Origin of the sequence: Rurimicrobium arvi (genome assembly GCF_039540495.1) — a bacterium.
Lineage (GTDB): Bacteria > Bacteroidota > Bacteroidia > Chitinophagales > Chitinophagaceae > Rurimicrobium > Rurimicrobium arvi.
Genome location: NZ_BAABEZ010000004.1, coordinates 260,319 through 276,536 on the forward strand (window position 1 = coordinate 260,319; position 16,218 = coordinate 276,536).

Annotated in this window: 12 protein-coding genes; 8 read left to right on the plus strand and 4 right to left on the minus strand. The window is 48.3% G+C overall.

Annotated elements, in window-relative coordinates:
* Positions 1-28: 28 nt before the first annotated feature.
* From infC to ABD846_RS03985, 6 genes are all read left to right on the plus strand, one after another.
* Positions 29-586, plus strand: coding sequence for a translation initiation factor IF-3 (infC, locus tag ABD846_RS03960; protein ID WP_344822883.1), 558 nt, complete (start codon positions 29-31; stop codon positions 584-586).
* Positions 587-707: 121 nt separating this feature from the next.
* Entirely contained in the window at positions 708-1,652 is a 945-nt protein-coding gene (locus tag ABD846_RS03965; protein ID WP_344822885.1) for a CPBP family intramembrane glutamic endopeptidase, read from the plus strand.
* Complete coding sequence (locus ABD846_RS03970; RefSeq protein ID WP_344822887.1) at positions 1,630-2,472, plus strand: phosphatidate cytidylyltransferase; 843 nt, start codon at positions 1,630-1,632, stop codon at positions 2,470-2,472. Before ABD846_RS03965 ends, ABD846_RS03970 begins: the two co-directional genes overlap by 23 nt.
* 53 nt (positions 2,473-2,525) lie before the next feature.
* Positions 2,526-3,182 (plus strand): phosphatidylserine decarboxylase family protein, encoded by a 657-nt coding sequence (locus ABD846_RS03975; protein WP_344822889.1) that lies wholly within the window; start codon positions 2,526-2,528, stop codon positions 3,180-3,182.
* Positions 3,183-3,212: 30 nt separating this feature from the next.
* Positions 3,213-3,407, plus strand: coding sequence for a hypothetical protein (locus ABD846_RS03980; RefSeq protein WP_344822891.1), 195 nt, complete (start codon positions 3,213-3,215; stop codon positions 3,405-3,407).
* Positions 3,408-3,511: 104 nt separating this feature from the next.
* Positions 3,512-4,990, plus strand: a complete 1,479-nt coding sequence (locus tag ABD846_RS03985; protein ID WP_344822893.1) for a glycosyltransferase family protein — start codon at positions 3,512-3,514, stop codon at positions 4,988-4,990.
* On the opposite strand, the gene ABD846_RS03990 is transcribed toward ABD846_RS03985, so the two are convergent.
* Complete coding sequence (locus ABD846_RS03990) at positions 4,987-6,477, minus strand: hypothetical protein (RefSeq protein ID WP_344822895.1); 1,491 nt, start codon at positions 6,475-6,477, stop codon at positions 4,987-4,989. The genes ABD846_RS03985 and ABD846_RS03990 overlap by 4 nt on opposite strands.
* A 21-nt stretch (positions 6,478-6,498) precedes the next feature.
* The gene (locus ABD846_RS03995) at positions 6,499-8,523 is read right to left on the minus strand and encodes a ComEC/Rec2 family competence protein (RefSeq protein WP_344822897.1); all 2,025 of its coding nucleotides are present in this window, start codon (positions 8,521-8,523) and stop codon (positions 6,499-6,501) included.
* Between the two features lie 77 nt (positions 8,524-8,600).
* On the opposite strand from ABD846_RS03995, the gene ABD846_RS04000 reads away from it, so the two are divergent.
* Both ABD846_RS04000 and ABD846_RS04005 read left to right on the plus strand, forming a co-directional pair.
* Entirely contained in the window at positions 8,601-9,419 is an 819-nt protein-coding gene (locus ABD846_RS04000) for a hypothetical protein (RefSeq protein WP_344822899.1), read from the plus strand.
* Positions 9,420-9,892: 473 nt separating this feature from the next.
* Positions 9,893-15,451, plus strand: coding sequence for an Ig-like domain-containing protein (locus tag ABD846_RS04005; protein WP_344822901.1), 5,559 nt, complete (start codon positions 9,893-9,895; stop codon positions 15,449-15,451).
* A gap of 53 nt (positions 15,452-15,504) precedes the next feature.
* On the opposite strand, the gene ABD846_RS04010 is transcribed toward ABD846_RS04005, so the two are convergent.
* Entirely contained in the window at positions 15,505-15,657 is a 153-nt protein-coding gene (locus ABD846_RS04010) for a hypothetical protein (protein WP_344822903.1), read from the minus strand.
* Positions 15,658-15,788: 131 nt separating this feature from the next.
* Positions 15,789-16,205 (minus strand): RidA family protein, encoded by a 417-nt coding sequence (locus ABD846_RS04015; protein WP_344822905.1) that lies wholly within the window; start codon positions 16,203-16,205, stop codon positions 15,789-15,791.
* Positions 16,206-16,218 lie beyond the last annotated feature (13 nt).

The following is a 16,218-nucleotide window of genomic DNA, read 5'->3' on the forward strand; positions in this document are numbered from 1 at the left end:
CTAAATGTCTTTTCTTTAAAAACACTGAATGCAAAAAAAACCAAAACCAAAAGTACCCTACAGGCCAAGAGTAGTTCAGAATGAACACAAGCTGAATCAGGAGATCACCGCTCCGGAAGTACGTTTGATCCGCGATGGAGCTGAGCCGATTGTATGTACAATACGCGAAGCGCTGCGCATGGCTGAAGAGGAAGGGGTGGACTTGGTTGAGATCTCTCCTAATGCCGTACCTCCGGTATGCCGGATTATCGACTATAAAAAATTCCTGTACGAGCGCAAGAAGAAGGATAAGGAGCAGAAAGCTAAGGCCAAACAATCCGAAATCAAGGAGATCCGTTTCACGCCGAATACAGATGATCACGATTTCGACTTCAAATCGAAGCATGCGGAAAAATTCCTGCAGGATGGCGATAAAGTGAAGTGTTATGTACAGTTCAAGGGCCGTGCGATAATGTTCCAGGAACGCGGTGAATTATTGTTACTGAAATTCGCAGAGCGTCTCGCGGAAGTTGGTTCGCTTGAAAGTATGCCTAAGATGGAAGGTCGCCGTATGATTGCGATTTTTACACCGAAAAAGAAAAAATAAGACCGGTAAGGTTTTTTTAAAGACAGCTTTTGATTATCACAAAAGCTGTCTTTTTGTTTAACATCCCCACTTAGCGCACCGCCTGTTTTGGCCGTACCTTTGCCGGGTTATAAATTAATTTATGAAGTTGATGCGTTACTGGCGGCATTATCCCCGCTTTCTTCAGGTGGTGCTGCTGATGCTGATGATCTTTACGCTGTCGTCTTTCGCTACCGTGATCGTATATGGTACGATCAAGCCGCTGTTCGGCGCGGGCATAGACCAGATCACGAATATAGGCCCGGGCAGTGCACCCAATATTATTCATGGAGCGCAGTATCTGCAGGCGCTGATCAGTTTGTTCACTTTTGCCTTAAGTGCGCTGGTATTTGCCTACCTTACCCATCCGCAACCGGGCGCTTATCTGGGACTGCGTGCTACGGGAAAGAAGATCCAGTTTCCGCTGGCGCTGATCTGTTTCCTGTTTTTTATACCGCTGGTTAATCAGTTGGGAAGCTGGATTCAGCATCTCAATCTCGGCGAAGGTTCCCGGTTGCAGTTTGAGCGCAACGAGCAACTGACGCAGACATTGATGAGCGGTCGTACATTCCCGGATCTGATACTGTACCTTTTTATTTTCGCATTGATACCGGCAGTAGGGGAAGAGCTGCTGTTCCGTGGTATTGTAATGCGCTTTTCTTACGCCAATACAAAAAGCATACCGATGTCTATCCTTTTTTCGGCAGCTATTTTTGGCCTGGCGCACGGATCGGTGTACAATTTCCTGCCCATTATGCTTATGGGCGTATTGCTCGGATATCTGTACTATGCGACGGGCTCTATGTTCCCCAATATATGCGCCCATTTCCTGAACAATGCAATTGCTGCGCTCGGCCTGTTTGCGTCCAATAATAAAATGGTCGCCAGTGAAGTGGCCGGTGCGGAAAGTTTCCCCTGGTATGTGCTGATCGGTTCCCTGATATTGTTTTTACTCGCAATGAACCTGTTCCGTAAAGTGGCTACTCCGCTTCCGAAAGACTGGGCAGATGATTTCCGGGGTGAATATGATCAACCATCAAACGGATAGCATTATGGCGATGAACTGGAAAACCTTTTTTACCCGTACCTGGACAGCCCTGGTATTCGGGGCCGTAATGCTCACCGGACTGCTCGGTCCCTGGTATGCTTTCTGGCTTTTATTTGCGTTGGTGCAATGCTTATGTATCCGTGAGTATTTTCAACTGATGAGCCATAAGGGGATTACTGTTCCCGGTCCTGCCATTCAATGGGGATTGCAGCTGTGGGCCTTCACGATGATTTCTTTTCTTGCAGTGCCCGCATTGCAGGAACATAAGATCATTCCGGCAGCATTAATCGTATTGCCTGCTTTGTTACTGTTTGGCGAAGGTCTTCGCAAACAGGGCAGTGCCTTTTCGGTACTCTCGGGTTTGGGCTCCGTTGCATACATCGTACTGCCGCTGAACCTGCTGATGCTGTTATATCGCATCGACGCTGTGCTGCCTGCAGGGCTGATATTCCTGATCTGGATCAACGATACGATGGCGTATGTGGTAGGCTCCTTCATCGGGAAGACGCCGTTTTCACAGATATCTCCCAAAAAGACCTGGGAAGGTACCGGAGGGGGAGCCGTGCTTACCGTTCTGGTAGCGTTTATCTATGGTAAATGCAACACGCATTTGCCCGTTCAGCATTGGGTGGTGCTGGCATTATGCGCGGCTGTGGCCGGAACGATGGGCGATCTGTTTGAAAGCAAACTGAAAAGAGAAGCAGGTGTAAAAGACTCGGGTTCGTTTATGCCCGGCCATGGCGGCGCACTGGACCGGTTTGATTCCCTGTTGCTTGCCACGCCGTTTGCATATGCTTATGCAATACTGTTCCTTCAATAGGCTGTAGGATTTTTTTCGCCTAACTTTGCCGCTCATAATTAACATTCATCTCAATGACTATTCATCGCGAAGGGTATAAGTACATCGCAATTGCCACCGTGCTTTTTGCCGTTATTGCATGGCTTAACCAGCGTTTTTTGCTGGATATCCCCGTACTGTACTGGTTGATACAAACCGTATTTTTTCTGCTCTGGTTCTGGATTCTGTGGTTTTTCCGTATCCCGTCCCGCAATTTTACAACAGGAGATAACCTCGTTATTGCCCCGGCAGACGGAAAAGTAGTGGTGATCGAAGAGACATTCGAACCGGAATATTTTAAAGACAAAAGGCTTCAGGTGTCTATTTTCATGAGTCCGCTGAACGTGCATGTGAACCGTAGCCCGATCAAGGGATTGGTAAAATATGTAAAATATCATCCCGGCAAATACCTGGTTGCCTGGCATCCCAAATCTTCAACCGAAAATGAACGCACTACTGTAGTAGTTGGTAATGAACGTCAAACCCTGCTGATGCGCCAGATAGCGGGAGCGCTTGCGCGCCGTATCTGCTATTATGTGAAAGAGCAGCAACCGATCGCTCAGAACGAAGAATTCGGCTTTATCCGCTTCGGCTCCCGCGTGGATATTTATTTCCCGATAGGGACACAAATAGATGTGAAAATTGGTCAAAAAGTTGAAGGCGGCATGACCGTTCTTGCCAAAATGCCCTAAATTTGAGTAAACAAAAATTAAAATACTATTATGAAAAAGGTAATGTTGTTTCTTGCAGCGTTCGCGATAGCTGGTTCTTCATTCGCATTCGACGGTAAATGCTGCAAAGGAAAAAAAGAGAAATGCTCTAAAGAGAAAAAAGAAGGAAAAAGCTGCTGCAGCCATAAAGAGAAGAAAGACGAAAAAGGAACTTCTTCCACTAACCCTCCTGCTCCTTCCAAATAAGCAACATAGCCTGCGGGCATGTTACCTCATTCCAAACGCTCACCCTTCAGGTGGGCGTTTTTGTTTTCCGCTTTCAAACCGCATCTTTGCAGATCGAAACAAGAATGAAAGCAATTCTGAACAGCCCTTACCGCTACTTTTTTCTTGCTGGTTTCCTCGTCATCAGCCTGTCGGCATGGTTCTCGCTGGGATACCATCAGATGGATGAGCATTTCATGATACTGGAATACCCGTTGTATAAGGCCGGTGTGATACCACAGCGGCTGATACCCTGGGAATTCCTGCAGGAAATCCGTCCCAGTCTGCAACCTTACCTGGCTCAGGGTTTATTCTCTTTGCTGCACCTGATAGGTATTGACGACGCTTTTATCCGGACTTTTATACTCCGGCTGCTGAGCGGCTGGCTTGCATGGTGGGTTACGGCGCGTATCGGACTGCATGTGGCTGCTTCCATTGCACAGGAGCGACTCCGGAAATGCTGGATAGGCGCCTTGTCGCTCTTATGGTTTTTGCCCTACCTCGATGTGCGGTTCAGTTCTGAGAATATGGCGGGTATTGCTTTTGTATCGGCCCTGCTGGTGTTGCCCGTCTTGTCGGAAGACCGGCCCGTTGACGCCCCTTTACGGAAGTGGGTGATCACAGGTCTGCTACTGGCATTTTCTTTTTTCTTCCGTTTTCAGATGGCATTTGCCATTATCGGCTTATTGGTTTGGATATTGCTCAAAGGACGGCCTCTCAAGAGGGCGATAGCGGGTTTATGCCTGGGTGCTTTGCTGGGAATCGGGATCAATCTCTTTGCCGATTACAGCTTTTACGGGCACTGGGTGCTTACACCCTATAATTATTTCCATGCCAACATTGTTCAGGATGCAGCTTCAGATTACGGGGTAAATCCCTGGTACGACTATGTCCTGATGTTTATAGGTACCGCCGCACCGCCTTTAAGCATTGTTTTATTATGCCTGTTTGCTACGGGAATGGTAAAGAACTTCTTCAAACCCATGGTGTTTGTGATGATCCCTTTCCTGCTGGGCCATATGAGCGTACCGCATAAAGAATTGCGTTTCCTTTTCCCGGTGCTGCTGCCTTTCCTGATCATCTGTCTGGACGGGTTGAAGGTGGTATGGCACTTCGTGGAGCGGTACCGGGGATGGCGTATTGCCGGCAGGTGGCTTATAGGGATCAATTGCGCATTGCTGTTGTTCCGTACTTTTTCCGCTGCAAAACCGAATCACTATTATTACCGTTATCTGTATCATCAACCCGAACCGGTACACCTGGTGACGCTCGGTCCCGGCATTTTTGATGAAGGTTATAATGAAATATTCCTGTATCGTCCCAAAGGCTTCACCGAAGACACGCTTACACAAGGTATAAGCCTTACAAACTACATCGATGCGCATCCGAGGGACAGCTACCTGGTATTAAGCTATCAGCTGAGCCTTCCTCCCGTCGGTCCGGAGTACGAAGCAAAGCGGGTATATGTCTATTTACCGGATGCAATTATCAATATACAGATGAACGACTGGCAATCGCGCAGTGATATCTGGAGCATCTGGCGTGTAACGCGAAAGAAAAGCTAGCGTTGCAGTCTGTTCAGTCCCGCCTTGGCCATCTGGTCTATGGAGTTTTGCATATCATGGTCGCGAAGGCTCAGGCAGAATTTATACCGCTCGGCGGCGGCGTCTTTGCGACCGCTTCTTTCATAGATGAAGCCCTGCTGCAGTGCAGCCCGCGCCGCAAAATAATACGATTGCTTTTGTCCGAGCTGTATAGTGGTAGTGTATTGCGCAATTGCTTTATCAGGCTCATTCAGCTCCTCCAGGATACGACCGTAACGGAAATAATATTCGATCTGATCAGGCAATTGTGTAAGTGAATTGTAATCCAGCTGCTGTATTGTCCTGAGTGCCTGCTGGTAGTATCCTCCGTCTATCAGCAATCTGGTTTCCAATAATGGTAAGGCAGGCCATACGGGCTTTTCTGCAAATCGTTGCGCCTGCTTATCGGCATCGGTGAGCGTATTGCCTGCTCCTTTAAGAAGCATAAGGAAGGCTTGCGCTTCGGACTTTCTTCCCGAAAGAATGGCTTGCCAGCTTAGTTTCAGATACGCATCTTTCACGAATGGTTTTCCTTTATAGTTTTTTAAGAAAGACAGATAGTAGTCTTCGCTGCTTTTATCGGTACGCAGCAGCAGCGCCTCAGCCTTTTCGTACAGGAATATCGGAAATCTGGCAAACCCTTCATTTCGCTCCGCAATCGTCAGCGTGTTTAAAGCATGATCCGCTTTACGGAAATTGAGTGCGAGATTAGCCCTCACGAAGGTATACATCAGGTTGTCCTTTGTATCACCTGTTCTTTTCAGCACAGACTTCCAGGCGGCATCCTGCTGACTGAGCAGGTAAAAGCGTAAATAAGCTTCAAATATAAAAGCTTCTTCATACAGCATCGTACTGCCTTCTTCGTGACGGGCGCTGTATTGGGCCAGCAACGACACTCCTTTCTGGATATCTCCTTTAATGCCCATAAGGCTTGCCAGCCATTGGTGTGAAGCCGGGATAGCTCCAGCACTGGCCATTTCCAGACCCAACAGCACATTGTTTTCTTCAAACGCCGGATACTTCTTAAGATTTTCTTTCAGCAGTAAAAATGACTTGCGGAATCTTGTGGCAGCTTTAAAATTATCACCGAAGCGCATGTACACCAGTGCCCAATGAAAATAGATGCCTGCCTGTGAATAACGGTACCAGGGGCTTGAGTCATCCGCTGCTTCGAGCATGTCAAGCCGTTTTTCAGCACGCGCACGCATGGGTTCCAGCTGACGGATATCCCCGTTGAACAGCAGTTCGAGGCAGTCGGCATAGTCTGCCAGATAGTAAGGGATAAAGTTATCCGGTCTGTTACGTGCTGCAGTATTGATGGCAATATTTCCTTCCTGCAGCTTTAATGCCATGATCCGATGGTAGGCTTTGGCGCATAACGGATCGAACGTAAAACTCAGGCCCGGTGCTCCCGGGCACAGATTGTGCATCAGGATGAATACCAGCAGCATACCGACCTTTCGAAACATCTGCAAATGTAAGCAGCATTATCAATGTACAGGACCGGGAAATATAAAGGCACCTGCATCCGGCACATAATGCAGGCGTGTGTGGCTTGCCCTGCAGGTAGCCTGCCATTCCAGCAACCGTTTATGGGAAAGCTGCCTGCTTAAGACAATAACGGAGGGATGGAAGCTATTGATAAAATCCAATGGTTTTGCAGACCAGACATACCCGTTGAGCAGGAGTACATCTACCGGAAACGTACCGGATGGAACGGTAAGGCTATCGCATACAGCGACGCTGCTACGATTTATAATAAACAGAGCGAGTGCTTTTTTAAATGAAGGCGTTACACCCTGACGCATCAGCAGTGCACTGATGTCTTGCGGATCGGCGGTGTAATCAGGCAGCACAAAGCCGGTATTGCGGCGCATCAACAAAGCGTTTGACTTACGGTGGCTGTTCCATACCACCAGTATATCTTTCTGTTGCCTGAAGCAGGTATGGTGCAGGCGCAGAGCGGTGAGTGAAAGTACGGAAATGATACAAAGCCATGCAGCATATTTGCTGCGTTTCTTCAGGTAGATGGTACTACTGATGATCAACAGGTATAGGAGCAGTAATGCCGGAATGCTGAGCCAGATCGTTTTGAAACTACCGATGCTGATCTGTTGCATCGCAGAAATGAGGTAATGGAATATCCTTGAAATGCCGGTGATCAGCACGGAAAGCAACGACCGGACCGGGCCGATCTGCGATAACAGCAGCAATAAGATACCTGATATTTCCAGCAGCGTCATCCCGGCTGCCGCAACCAGATTTGCAGGCAGGAACAAAAGCGGGAAACTATGGAAATAGTAGGCCACCAGCGGCGCCACAAGTATTTCCGCAGCAATGCTGGCGGCCATGGCATTGCGCAGCCAGCGCAGCATTGTATTGTTTGTAGGCCACAGGGCCATCAGGGGCCGGTAGAACAGCAGGAGCGACAGAACGGCCAGAAATGAAAGCTGAAAGCCGATATTGAAGAGCCACATCGGCCGGAACACCAGCATAAGTAAGGCTGCGGCAGCAAGCTGGTTAAACGGATTTGCCTGTTTTTCCGAAAGAACACCGATCTGTATCAGCAGGAACATCAACGCAGCTCTCACCGCTGATGACGGTGCTCCCGCCATTGCAACATACAGTGTGATCACGGTCATGCTCGTAATAAACACCATCCATTTCCTGCTTTTACCCGAAAGCCAGTATAACAGCATATTGATGATCGCGAACAACAGTGTAACATGGGCGCCGGAGATTGATACAATATGAATAATACCCGTGTCTGAATAGGCGGCTCTTGTTTCAGGGTCTATATCGCCTTCATCTCCGAGCAGCATTGCTTTCAGCAATGCAAGCGTTTGCGGGTCCTTTATACAGGTTGTAAGAATGTCTTCCAGGTCAGCGCGCAGTTCAGACAAAAAATCCGTTTGTGTTTCCTGGTGTTTTCCTGCAAGGATTATTGTTCCGGTTTTACAGAACATGCGTGCGTAAATGCCTTTACGAGCATAAAATCCGGCGTAGTCAAAAGAATGCGGAATGCCATTATTGCGTATAGGTTCCCAATGCATTGGCACGATCAATGTATCTCCTGCTGCAAAGTATTTTCCTGCCGTGTCTGTTGTGTAAATAAGCCCCTTACTGCTGTGATGGATTTTACCGTCAGGTATCATGAGCTGCACTTCCATACGGATTGTTCCCGTTCCTGTCAGCTTTTTACTCAATACACAGCAAACACAGGGATGATCGCTGTATTGTTGTAAGGCTGGTTCCGGTGCCGGATGGCTTACAGACATGCAGCAGTAGCCGGCGACTGAAAATCCGCCATACAGCAGTAATGATTGCGTCCTTTCGGGTACCTGTCTGCGCATCAGGAAACATGTTACGATCAGTATCAGGAGCACAAGCGGTAATATGAACCAGTGATCAACTGCAGCATCTGAAAGGCAGGCGACAATCATTCCCGATATAAATACCACTAAAACGCGAAGCAGTATGGCCTGCTCCCAAAAATCTGCTTTATTTCTTTGCATGATCAGATTGGTAATTAAATACGATTTGCCAAAAAGTCTGTTTACTTTCGCGTTTGTTGCACCATAAACGTACATAAATGCAAAAGGCAGTTTTTATAGTTTGTGTTTCTCTTTCCCTCGGGCTGATTGGTTGTGATGCAGGAAATGCTGCGCATAACAGAGGTCCTATTGTGTTTGGAGACTCTTCAATGATTGTTACGGAGCGCGATCCTCAGTTTCTGAATGATGATATATCAGATTTCGTGCCAAAGTCGGAAGAAGCCCGTAAAGATTCTCCGGCAACCACTCCGCAACCGGTTCCGGAAGCCGCTGCTACGCCTGTTCCGGACCCGGTGGTGAAGGAAGAGTCAGCCGCAGTAAGTGGTAAAGGAATTAATATTTTTGTTTCCGGACTAAGCGGCGGATCAAAGCGTATCGACTGGAATAAAGAACGTCACGCAGGTCTGATGATCGCTCCGGAATCATTATCCGGCAAGTCGCTCCAGGTGCAGGGGCTTACAGAGGTAACGGTAAAACAACGCGAACAAACCGTGGTAACGATCCGGCTCAAAAACGGGTCTGACGTCCGTTTGCCTTTACCGGGATCTTATTCATCGTGGGAACAACTGAAAGGACGCAATGGTAACTTTCCGATATCCGGTGTTAAGGATGGTCAATTGCGGTACGAACAGAAGCTGAATCCGAATAGTCTGCGCAATGCGGTCCAGAAGATGGCCCGTTCGCGTCGTATGAGTAAAAGGGAAACAGATGATCTGCTGAAATCCGTGCGTAATGTGCGGGCTGCAGGTCAGAAGCCATTGGATATCGCCTTGCAGAGCATCGTGTGGCGCATTCAGGGTAAAGATGCGGGCGGTAAAAATATTGACCGTGAGTTCAGAATAGATTTTTCTCTTTAGGCTTATTTCTTATTATTATGCTCAGAAAGCCTCTCCTGTCCGGGGGAGGCTTTTTCTTTGCGCCCTGATTAATATCCGGTAGTTTTTTGTCCCTAAGGTATTGCGGGTATGGGATAATTTTTCATACATTTACGGCGGCTTCCATATCCAACGGATTAGGAAGCTTACGAAGACCGGTATGAGCCGGTAACCTGCAACCGTCTTTCAATGACACATCATTATCCTTCCCGGATAATAAAATGCCAAGCCCGTATTATAAATCGAATTAAACCGGCAATCGCCGTTACACCAGCCGTCTATCAATCTGATACCAATCCTTTGGGATAAGCAGCGTCAATACCGCAATACCGTACAAAATCAAACACTGGCTGATTTACCGAGATATATCGTCCGCCCGCGGACGTGAAGAAACATATGCTTTCTGCGCTTAAGGCTCAGGAGCACTGTATTCATCATCTTTTAAACGGTAATTTATGACCAGTACATGTACACCATTTATCAGGAAGCAAATGGTTTCTGTGTTACGATACGGATTGATGCTTTGGGGATTCCTCGCATCTGATAATGTATCGGCACAAGTATCTTTAAATGCAAGCTCCGGCACTGCCAGTGGTTCTTATGCTACGCTGAGCGATGCTTTTGCAGCTATTAATGCAGGCACTCACAAAGGAGCGATCACTATCAGCATCACGGGCAACACCACAGAACCGGCGACACCGATTCCCTTATACGGAAGCGGCACATCCAGTGCTGCTTCGTCCAGCTTTACGAGTGTACTCATCAAACCTGCGGGAGGGAGTGACCGCACTATCAACTCTGCTGCTTCACCGAGCGCCAACAGAGGTATTGTAGAGCTGGCCGGTGCAGATAACGTAACCATAGACGGCGACGACCCAACAGCGCCGGGCACGAGGAATCTGATCATTTCCTCAGTTATTTCCACCTCGACCATTGCGAATATCCGGCTCAGTTCCAACAGCAACACCGGCACCGACGGAGCGAATAATGTTACCATAAGAAACTGCCAGATCATCGGCGCACGAAACAGCTCCACCGCTACCACAGTCACATATGGTATTGTGATGTGTAATTTCAGCACCACAACGCTCACAACCGGTGCCTACAGCAGTCTGAACACCGTAATTGAAAATAATGAGATCAGGCGTGCCTATCGCGGTATTTACGCAAACGGTTCCTCGAGCGCCTACCCCAATACCGGTCTGCGGATACGCAACAATATCATCGGTAATGCAAGTGCCGCGGATAATATAGGCCAGTATGGAATTTATCTTTCCTACACTGCCGCAAATACCAGCAGCAGTACACAGGCTATTATAGAAGGAAACGATATACAATGCGGAGACTTTACAACCGGGTTCAGCACCTCGGTAGGCGCCGTTTATCTGAGCTCTTACAATTATGGCATGATCATCCGCCGGAATAATATTCACGATGTTGCGCAATCTGCTTCATCCGGATGGGGCGCCTATGGAATTTATATCAGCAGCTCCTCTTCTAATGATATTTCGATAGAAAATAATTTTATCCGGGATATTACTGCCAATTCCTATTCAGCCACGTTATCTTTTCCTTCTTCTTTCCAGAACTATGGAATCTACCTGGCTTCTATCGGTACCAATTTCAAGATCACGCATAATACCGTTTTGCTGAATAAGGCAAATCCTACCACATCGGGAGTGAGCAATCCTCTTTCGGCGTGCCTGGCGTTTGCTTCTTCCACGGCCATTGCACAGTTGTACAACAATATCTTCATCAACAGGCAGGGGGCTGCTTCCAATGAAGCGGTGGCTGTGTATACTTACGCCACCACAAACCTCCCTTCCGGTGCCACAAACAATAATGACCTGTATGCTTCCGGTAGCGGTAAAATCGGATACTATAACGGAGCTATCGTGTCTACACTGGTTAACTGGCAGCTGGCAACAGGACTGGATGCGAATTCGGTTAGCGAAGATGTAACCTTCTCCAGCGCTTCGGATCTGCATATTGCAGCCGGAACAAATACTTTATGCGAGTCTGGCGGGGTGTCTGCGGCAATGTCCGGAGTAGTGCTGGATATTGACAGTACAACGCGCCCCGGACCGTCTACCTATGGGTTCGGAACAGCTCCTGATATTGGTGCAGATGAGTTTAACGGACGAGCGGTATATACTTGCACCACTCCGGCACCCGGAGCAACAATTGCGTCTGCCACTGCTATATGTGCCGGGAAAAGTGTTTCACTTTCGCTGACAACAGCTACTGCAGGAACAGGAGTGTCTTATCAATGGCAGTCGTCTCCGGATGGAATAATGCCATATACAGATATAAGCGGAGCTATATCTCCTGTTTACACCACCACACCGTCAGCCATCACGTATTATCGTTGCAAAGTGCGTTGTAAGGCCGGGCCTGATTCCACTTATTCCACCCCGGTACAGGTCGGTTTTACCAATAACATTCTAAGCACCACACCGGGTACCCGCTGTGGAACCGGGACTGTGCCTTTGTCTGCAACTGCTTCATCCGGCGCTACGCTTAAATGGTATAATGTCGCAACCGGAGGCGCGGCTCTGGGATCAGGTACTTCGTTTACAACACCAGTCCTGAGCGCAACAACGACTTTCTATGCGGCAGCGGAAACGTATTCCACAGGTACTGTGCCGATCGGGTCAGGTGTTACAACTGTGAACAGCAGTACCGGTATCACACCATTATCTTTACTCTATACGAGCGCACACACGCAATACCTCGTTTTGGCGAGCGATCTTACAGCAGCGGGAATAGGTGCGGGTAACCTGAATTCCCTTTCTTTCGAAGTGACCACAAAAAGCAGTTCAAAGGCATATAATGGTTATACGATCAAGCTTGCGCATACAACTGCTTCTTCACTTACGGGGATGCTGGCGCCGGCATTTTCCACCGTGTGGGGACCGGTTAGTTATAACTCCGTGCTGGGAACCAACAACTTTATATTCAGTTCCGCATTCAACTGGGATGGCACTTCCAATCTTCTGGTGGATGTTTGTTTCGATAACGTAACGCCTGCAGCAGGGTACTCCTCCAATGATGCGGTTACATTCATAAGCAAACCCTTCACAGCAACTTACGGTATGTATACAGACCCTACCAATCTGTGCGGGTTGACTACCGGAGGTTCGTCAACATCATCCAGCGGGCTTCCTTTGTTTTCAATAAATGGAACGCTGGTCTGCAGTGGCCCGCGTGTTCCCGTGCTGGCAACTGTAAATACCGCTCCTGCGTTTTCTATCAGTGGTACACAGACCGTATGTAATAATAACGCAGCAGCATTATCTGTCACTTCAACACTGAGCAATTATACTTCCTATACCTGGTCTCCCACAGCGGGTTTATATACCGATGCTGCATGTAGCATTCCTTATACAGCAGGTACAAGTTCGTCTGCCGTATATGCAAAGAATAGTGCTGCATCGGCCTATGTGTATACCGCCAGTGCTTACAATTCCGGCACGCTTTGTGCGGCTGTTGCCAACGATACCGTTACAAATCTGCCTGCCTCCGTTTCTGTTATCGCTGCACCTGCAAATCTTTGCGGCAGCGGTACTGCTACGTTTTCAATGATACCGTCTGCAGGATACGGTGCCGCCACGTTTGCGTGGAATTCAAGTACCGATAATAGCACATTTACTCCTGTAAGTGGTGCTACGGGCAATACTTATACCACGCCAGCTATTACAAGTTCGGCATACTACCGTGTTACCGTAAAAAACAGCGCAGGCAGTGTTTGTCTCAATTCCACATCTGATACGGCACTTGTTTTTAACCCGAATATCACTTCCACAACCGGTGCTTCAAGATGCGGTCCCGGTAGTGTTACACTTTCCGCAACAGGGGTAGACGGAACAGTATATTGGTTTAGCGGCGCTTCGGGCGGATCATCTATTGCCACAGGGAACAGTTTTACCACTCCTTCACTCAGCAGCACTACTACTTACTATACTGAAGTGAGAGCAACCAATGACGATTCGGCAACTATCGGAACTGCCGGAGCTTCTCAGACAGGTAACGGACTGACACCGTTCTCGAACTATTATGAAGGTGCGCACACACAGTACCTTTATCTGGCTGCCGACCTGACTGCAGCCGGTCTCACGGCCGGAACTATCCAGGGTTTGTCATTCAATGTCACCTCTAAACTGAGCACCTTCGACTATCAGGGGTACACGGTGAAGATGGCCGGTGTGAGTGCCGCCAATCTGTCTACGGGATTACTGTCCCCTGTCTTTACGACGGTTTATGGTCCGGTGGCACAGGTTGTAAATACAGGTCAGGTGAAAATGAATTTTTCGAACGGATTTGTATGGGACGGCTCCTCTAACATTCTGGTGGATGTATGTTTTGCCAATGATCCGGGCGCAACAGGTACGTTCTGGTCTGCCAACGATGCTGTTGCGGCAACGACAAAATCGTATACAGCCGTATACGGCTACTATGGGGACAATTCGTCACCTTGTGGCGCCACGCTTCCTTCCTCAACTTCCAGTAATATGTTGCCGGATATACGGTTCTTTAAAAATGGCTGCGTAAGCGGAACCCGACAGCCCGTAGTGGCAACAATCAATCCGCTGCCCACCCCAGGCATATCACCTGCTCCGGGTCCCATCGAGATATGTGACGGTTACACCACTACCCTTACCGGTACCGGTGGAGGTACTTACCAATGGAAAAATGCTTCCGGTAATATTTCCGGCGCAACAGCTGCAGCTTTTACCACAGGCGTGGCCGGAACATATCGCGTGGTCATTACCAACAGCTTTGGTTGTAAAGACAGTACAGCGTTTGTGACCGTTAATGTCAACCCAAGTCCCACTGTGTCTATTGCACCGTCCGGCACTACAACTATCTGCGCTGATTCGTTGCAGGTATTCACTGCTGCCACAACCGGTGCGGGCCTCAGTTATCGCTGGTTCCGGAACGATACAGCTATAGCAGGTGCAATCGCTAATGCTTACACTGCCAACACCGCGGGGCGCTACACGCTGCGCGTGTATCTCGGCTCCTGTTCGGATACCAGTAACGAATCTGTATTGAATGTAAATCCGCTGCCTGCCTCTTCTTTCCTGAAAACAGGACTTACCGGTGCAATCTGCATTGATTCAACACTGGAGCTTACTGCGCTGTCTGTTCCGTCCGGATACAAATATCAGTGGCTGCTGGATGGCAAGGAAATTCCCGGTGCAACAAGTCAGGTATACAAGGCAGCCAAAGGCGGATATTATAAAGTGCGGATCACGGACAATAATAATTGTCGCCGCGTATCAGACTCCATGATGATCATCAATACACCGATGGGTATACCGAACCTTTCCCCAACGAATGCGTATTTCTGTGAAGGAACAGAGATGATCCTTTACGCGAATGCCGGAAAATACGCTGCGAGCTATGTATGGACCAAAGACGGCCTTCCCGTCACGGACACAACACCAACGCTGACAGTAGGCAAGACAGGTTGGTATGATGTGACGGCAACGGACGTTTTCGGCTGTAAGGCAACTTCCGGAAAAGTAAGAGTAGATGTGCTTCCGGCTCCTGCCAAGCCTGTTATCAATCGCTCAGGTATTTCTTTGAGCACCAACATTTCCTACAAGACATATCAATGGTACAGAAACGGGAAGCTGATCAGTGGTGCTACCGGCCGCTATTATACTGCTGCCTTCGACGGCAGGTATTATGTGGTTGTGACCAACGCCTACGAATGTGCTGCTACCTCTGATGAGATCAACTACACGGTTACCGGAGTGGCTCAGGTCGAAAAGCGGGAGGATATCCGGCTGTATCCGAATCCTTCCAACGGAACGGTTCATATCGAATCTCCGGTACCGGTGCAGGTAGTGGTAAAAGACATACAGGGGCGACAGGTCGCACAATTGAAAGATGCAACGGCAATAGACCTCAGCGACTATGCAGACGGTGTATATCTGTTCTTTATCTCTGACAACGAAGGCAACTTCCTGAGATCCGAGAAAATAGTTAAGTCGTCCGGACTTTAGTTGTTGATATGCTATTTTCAAAGCCCATTTTTAAAAAATACAGCAGCTTGCTTTTAAGCAGGCTGTTGTGTTTTTACCTGCCCGTATTTTGTTTCGGGTGCAGGAATGTAACGGGTAGCAACAAACTCCACCTGGTAGTAGACACGGTTAAGGCAGAGTTTGATTTTCTGAAATGCATCGAAGCTTCTGAACCTTTCGAATGCCATTCTGATCACCGGAAGTAAATCCGGTTACATCGAAGAGCGGATCGACAATTGATTGTGTAATACAAATACTCGTTAAAGGAAAAGCTGCCGGAGTATAATTATTCCGGCAGCTTATTTAAAATATATCAGTACTATTCCGCTGTTGCAATACACTTCAGCTCGATCGCAATCGGGGTAGGAAGTGCATTGATAGCGCAGGTGGTCCTGCAAGGCTGGTTATCTTTAAAATACTCCGCATATACGCGGTTGTACGTCTGGAAATCCCGCTTCATATCTACCAGAAATACCGTAACGTCCACCAGCTTATCCCAGCTGCTGCCGCATTCTTCCAATACCAGTTTCACATTATCAAAAACGCTGCGGCACTGAGCTTCAAAGTCGAATTCCAGGAAGTTGCCGTATTTGTCGAGCTTTAGTCCCGGAATCTCATCTGTTCCTGCCTTACGGGGCCCGATGCCTGAAAGGAACAGCAAGCCGCCGGCTTTACGCGCATGAGGATAAAGGCCTACGGGCTTCGGGGCGTTTTCGGCAAATATTTTTTCTGACATAGTTGAATTATTT

Coding starts and splice junctions, on each gene's coding strand:
- infC (WP_344822883.1), top strand. CDS start 29: ATGCAAAAAAAACCAAAACCAAAAGTACCCTACAGGCCAAGAGTAGTT.
- ABD846_RS03965 (WP_344822885.1), top strand. CDS start 708: ATGAAGTTGATGCGTTACTGGCGGCATTATCCCCGCTTTCTTCAGGTG.
- ABD846_RS03970 (WP_344822887.1), top strand. CDS start 1,630: ATGATCAACCATCAAACGGATAGCATTATGGCGATGAACTGGAAAACC.
- ABD846_RS03975 (WP_344822889.1), top strand. CDS start 2,526: ATGACTATTCATCGCGAAGGGTATAAGTACATCGCAATTGCCACCGTG.
- ABD846_RS03980 (WP_344822891.1), top strand. CDS start 3,213: ATGAAAAAGGTAATGTTGTTTCTTGCAGCGTTCGCGATAGCTGGTTCT.
- ABD846_RS03985 (WP_344822893.1), top strand. CDS start 3,512: ATGAAAGCAATTCTGAACAGCCCTTACCGCTACTTTTTTCTTGCTGGT.
- ABD846_RS03990 (WP_344822895.1), bottom strand. CDS start 6,477: ATGTTTCGAAAGGTCGGTATGCTGCTGGTATTCATCCTGATGCACAAT.
- ABD846_RS03995 (WP_344822897.1), bottom strand. CDS start 8,523: ATGCAAAGAAATAAAGCAGATTTTTGGGAGCAGGCCATACTGCTTCGC.
- ABD846_RS04000 (WP_344822899.1), top strand. CDS start 8,601: ATGCAAAAGGCAGTTTTTATAGTTTGTGTTTCTCTTTCCCTCGGGCTG.
- ABD846_RS04005 (WP_344822901.1), top strand. CDS start 9,893: ATGACCAGTACATGTACACCATTTATCAGGAAGCAAATGGTTTCTGTG.
- ABD846_RS04010 (WP_344822903.1), bottom strand. CDS start 15,657: ATGGCATTCGAAAGGTTCAGAAGCTTCGATGCATTTCAGAAAATCAAA.
- ABD846_RS04015 (WP_344822905.1), bottom strand. CDS start 16,205: ATGTCAGAAAAAATATTTGCCGAAAACGCCCCGAAGCCCGTAGGCCTT.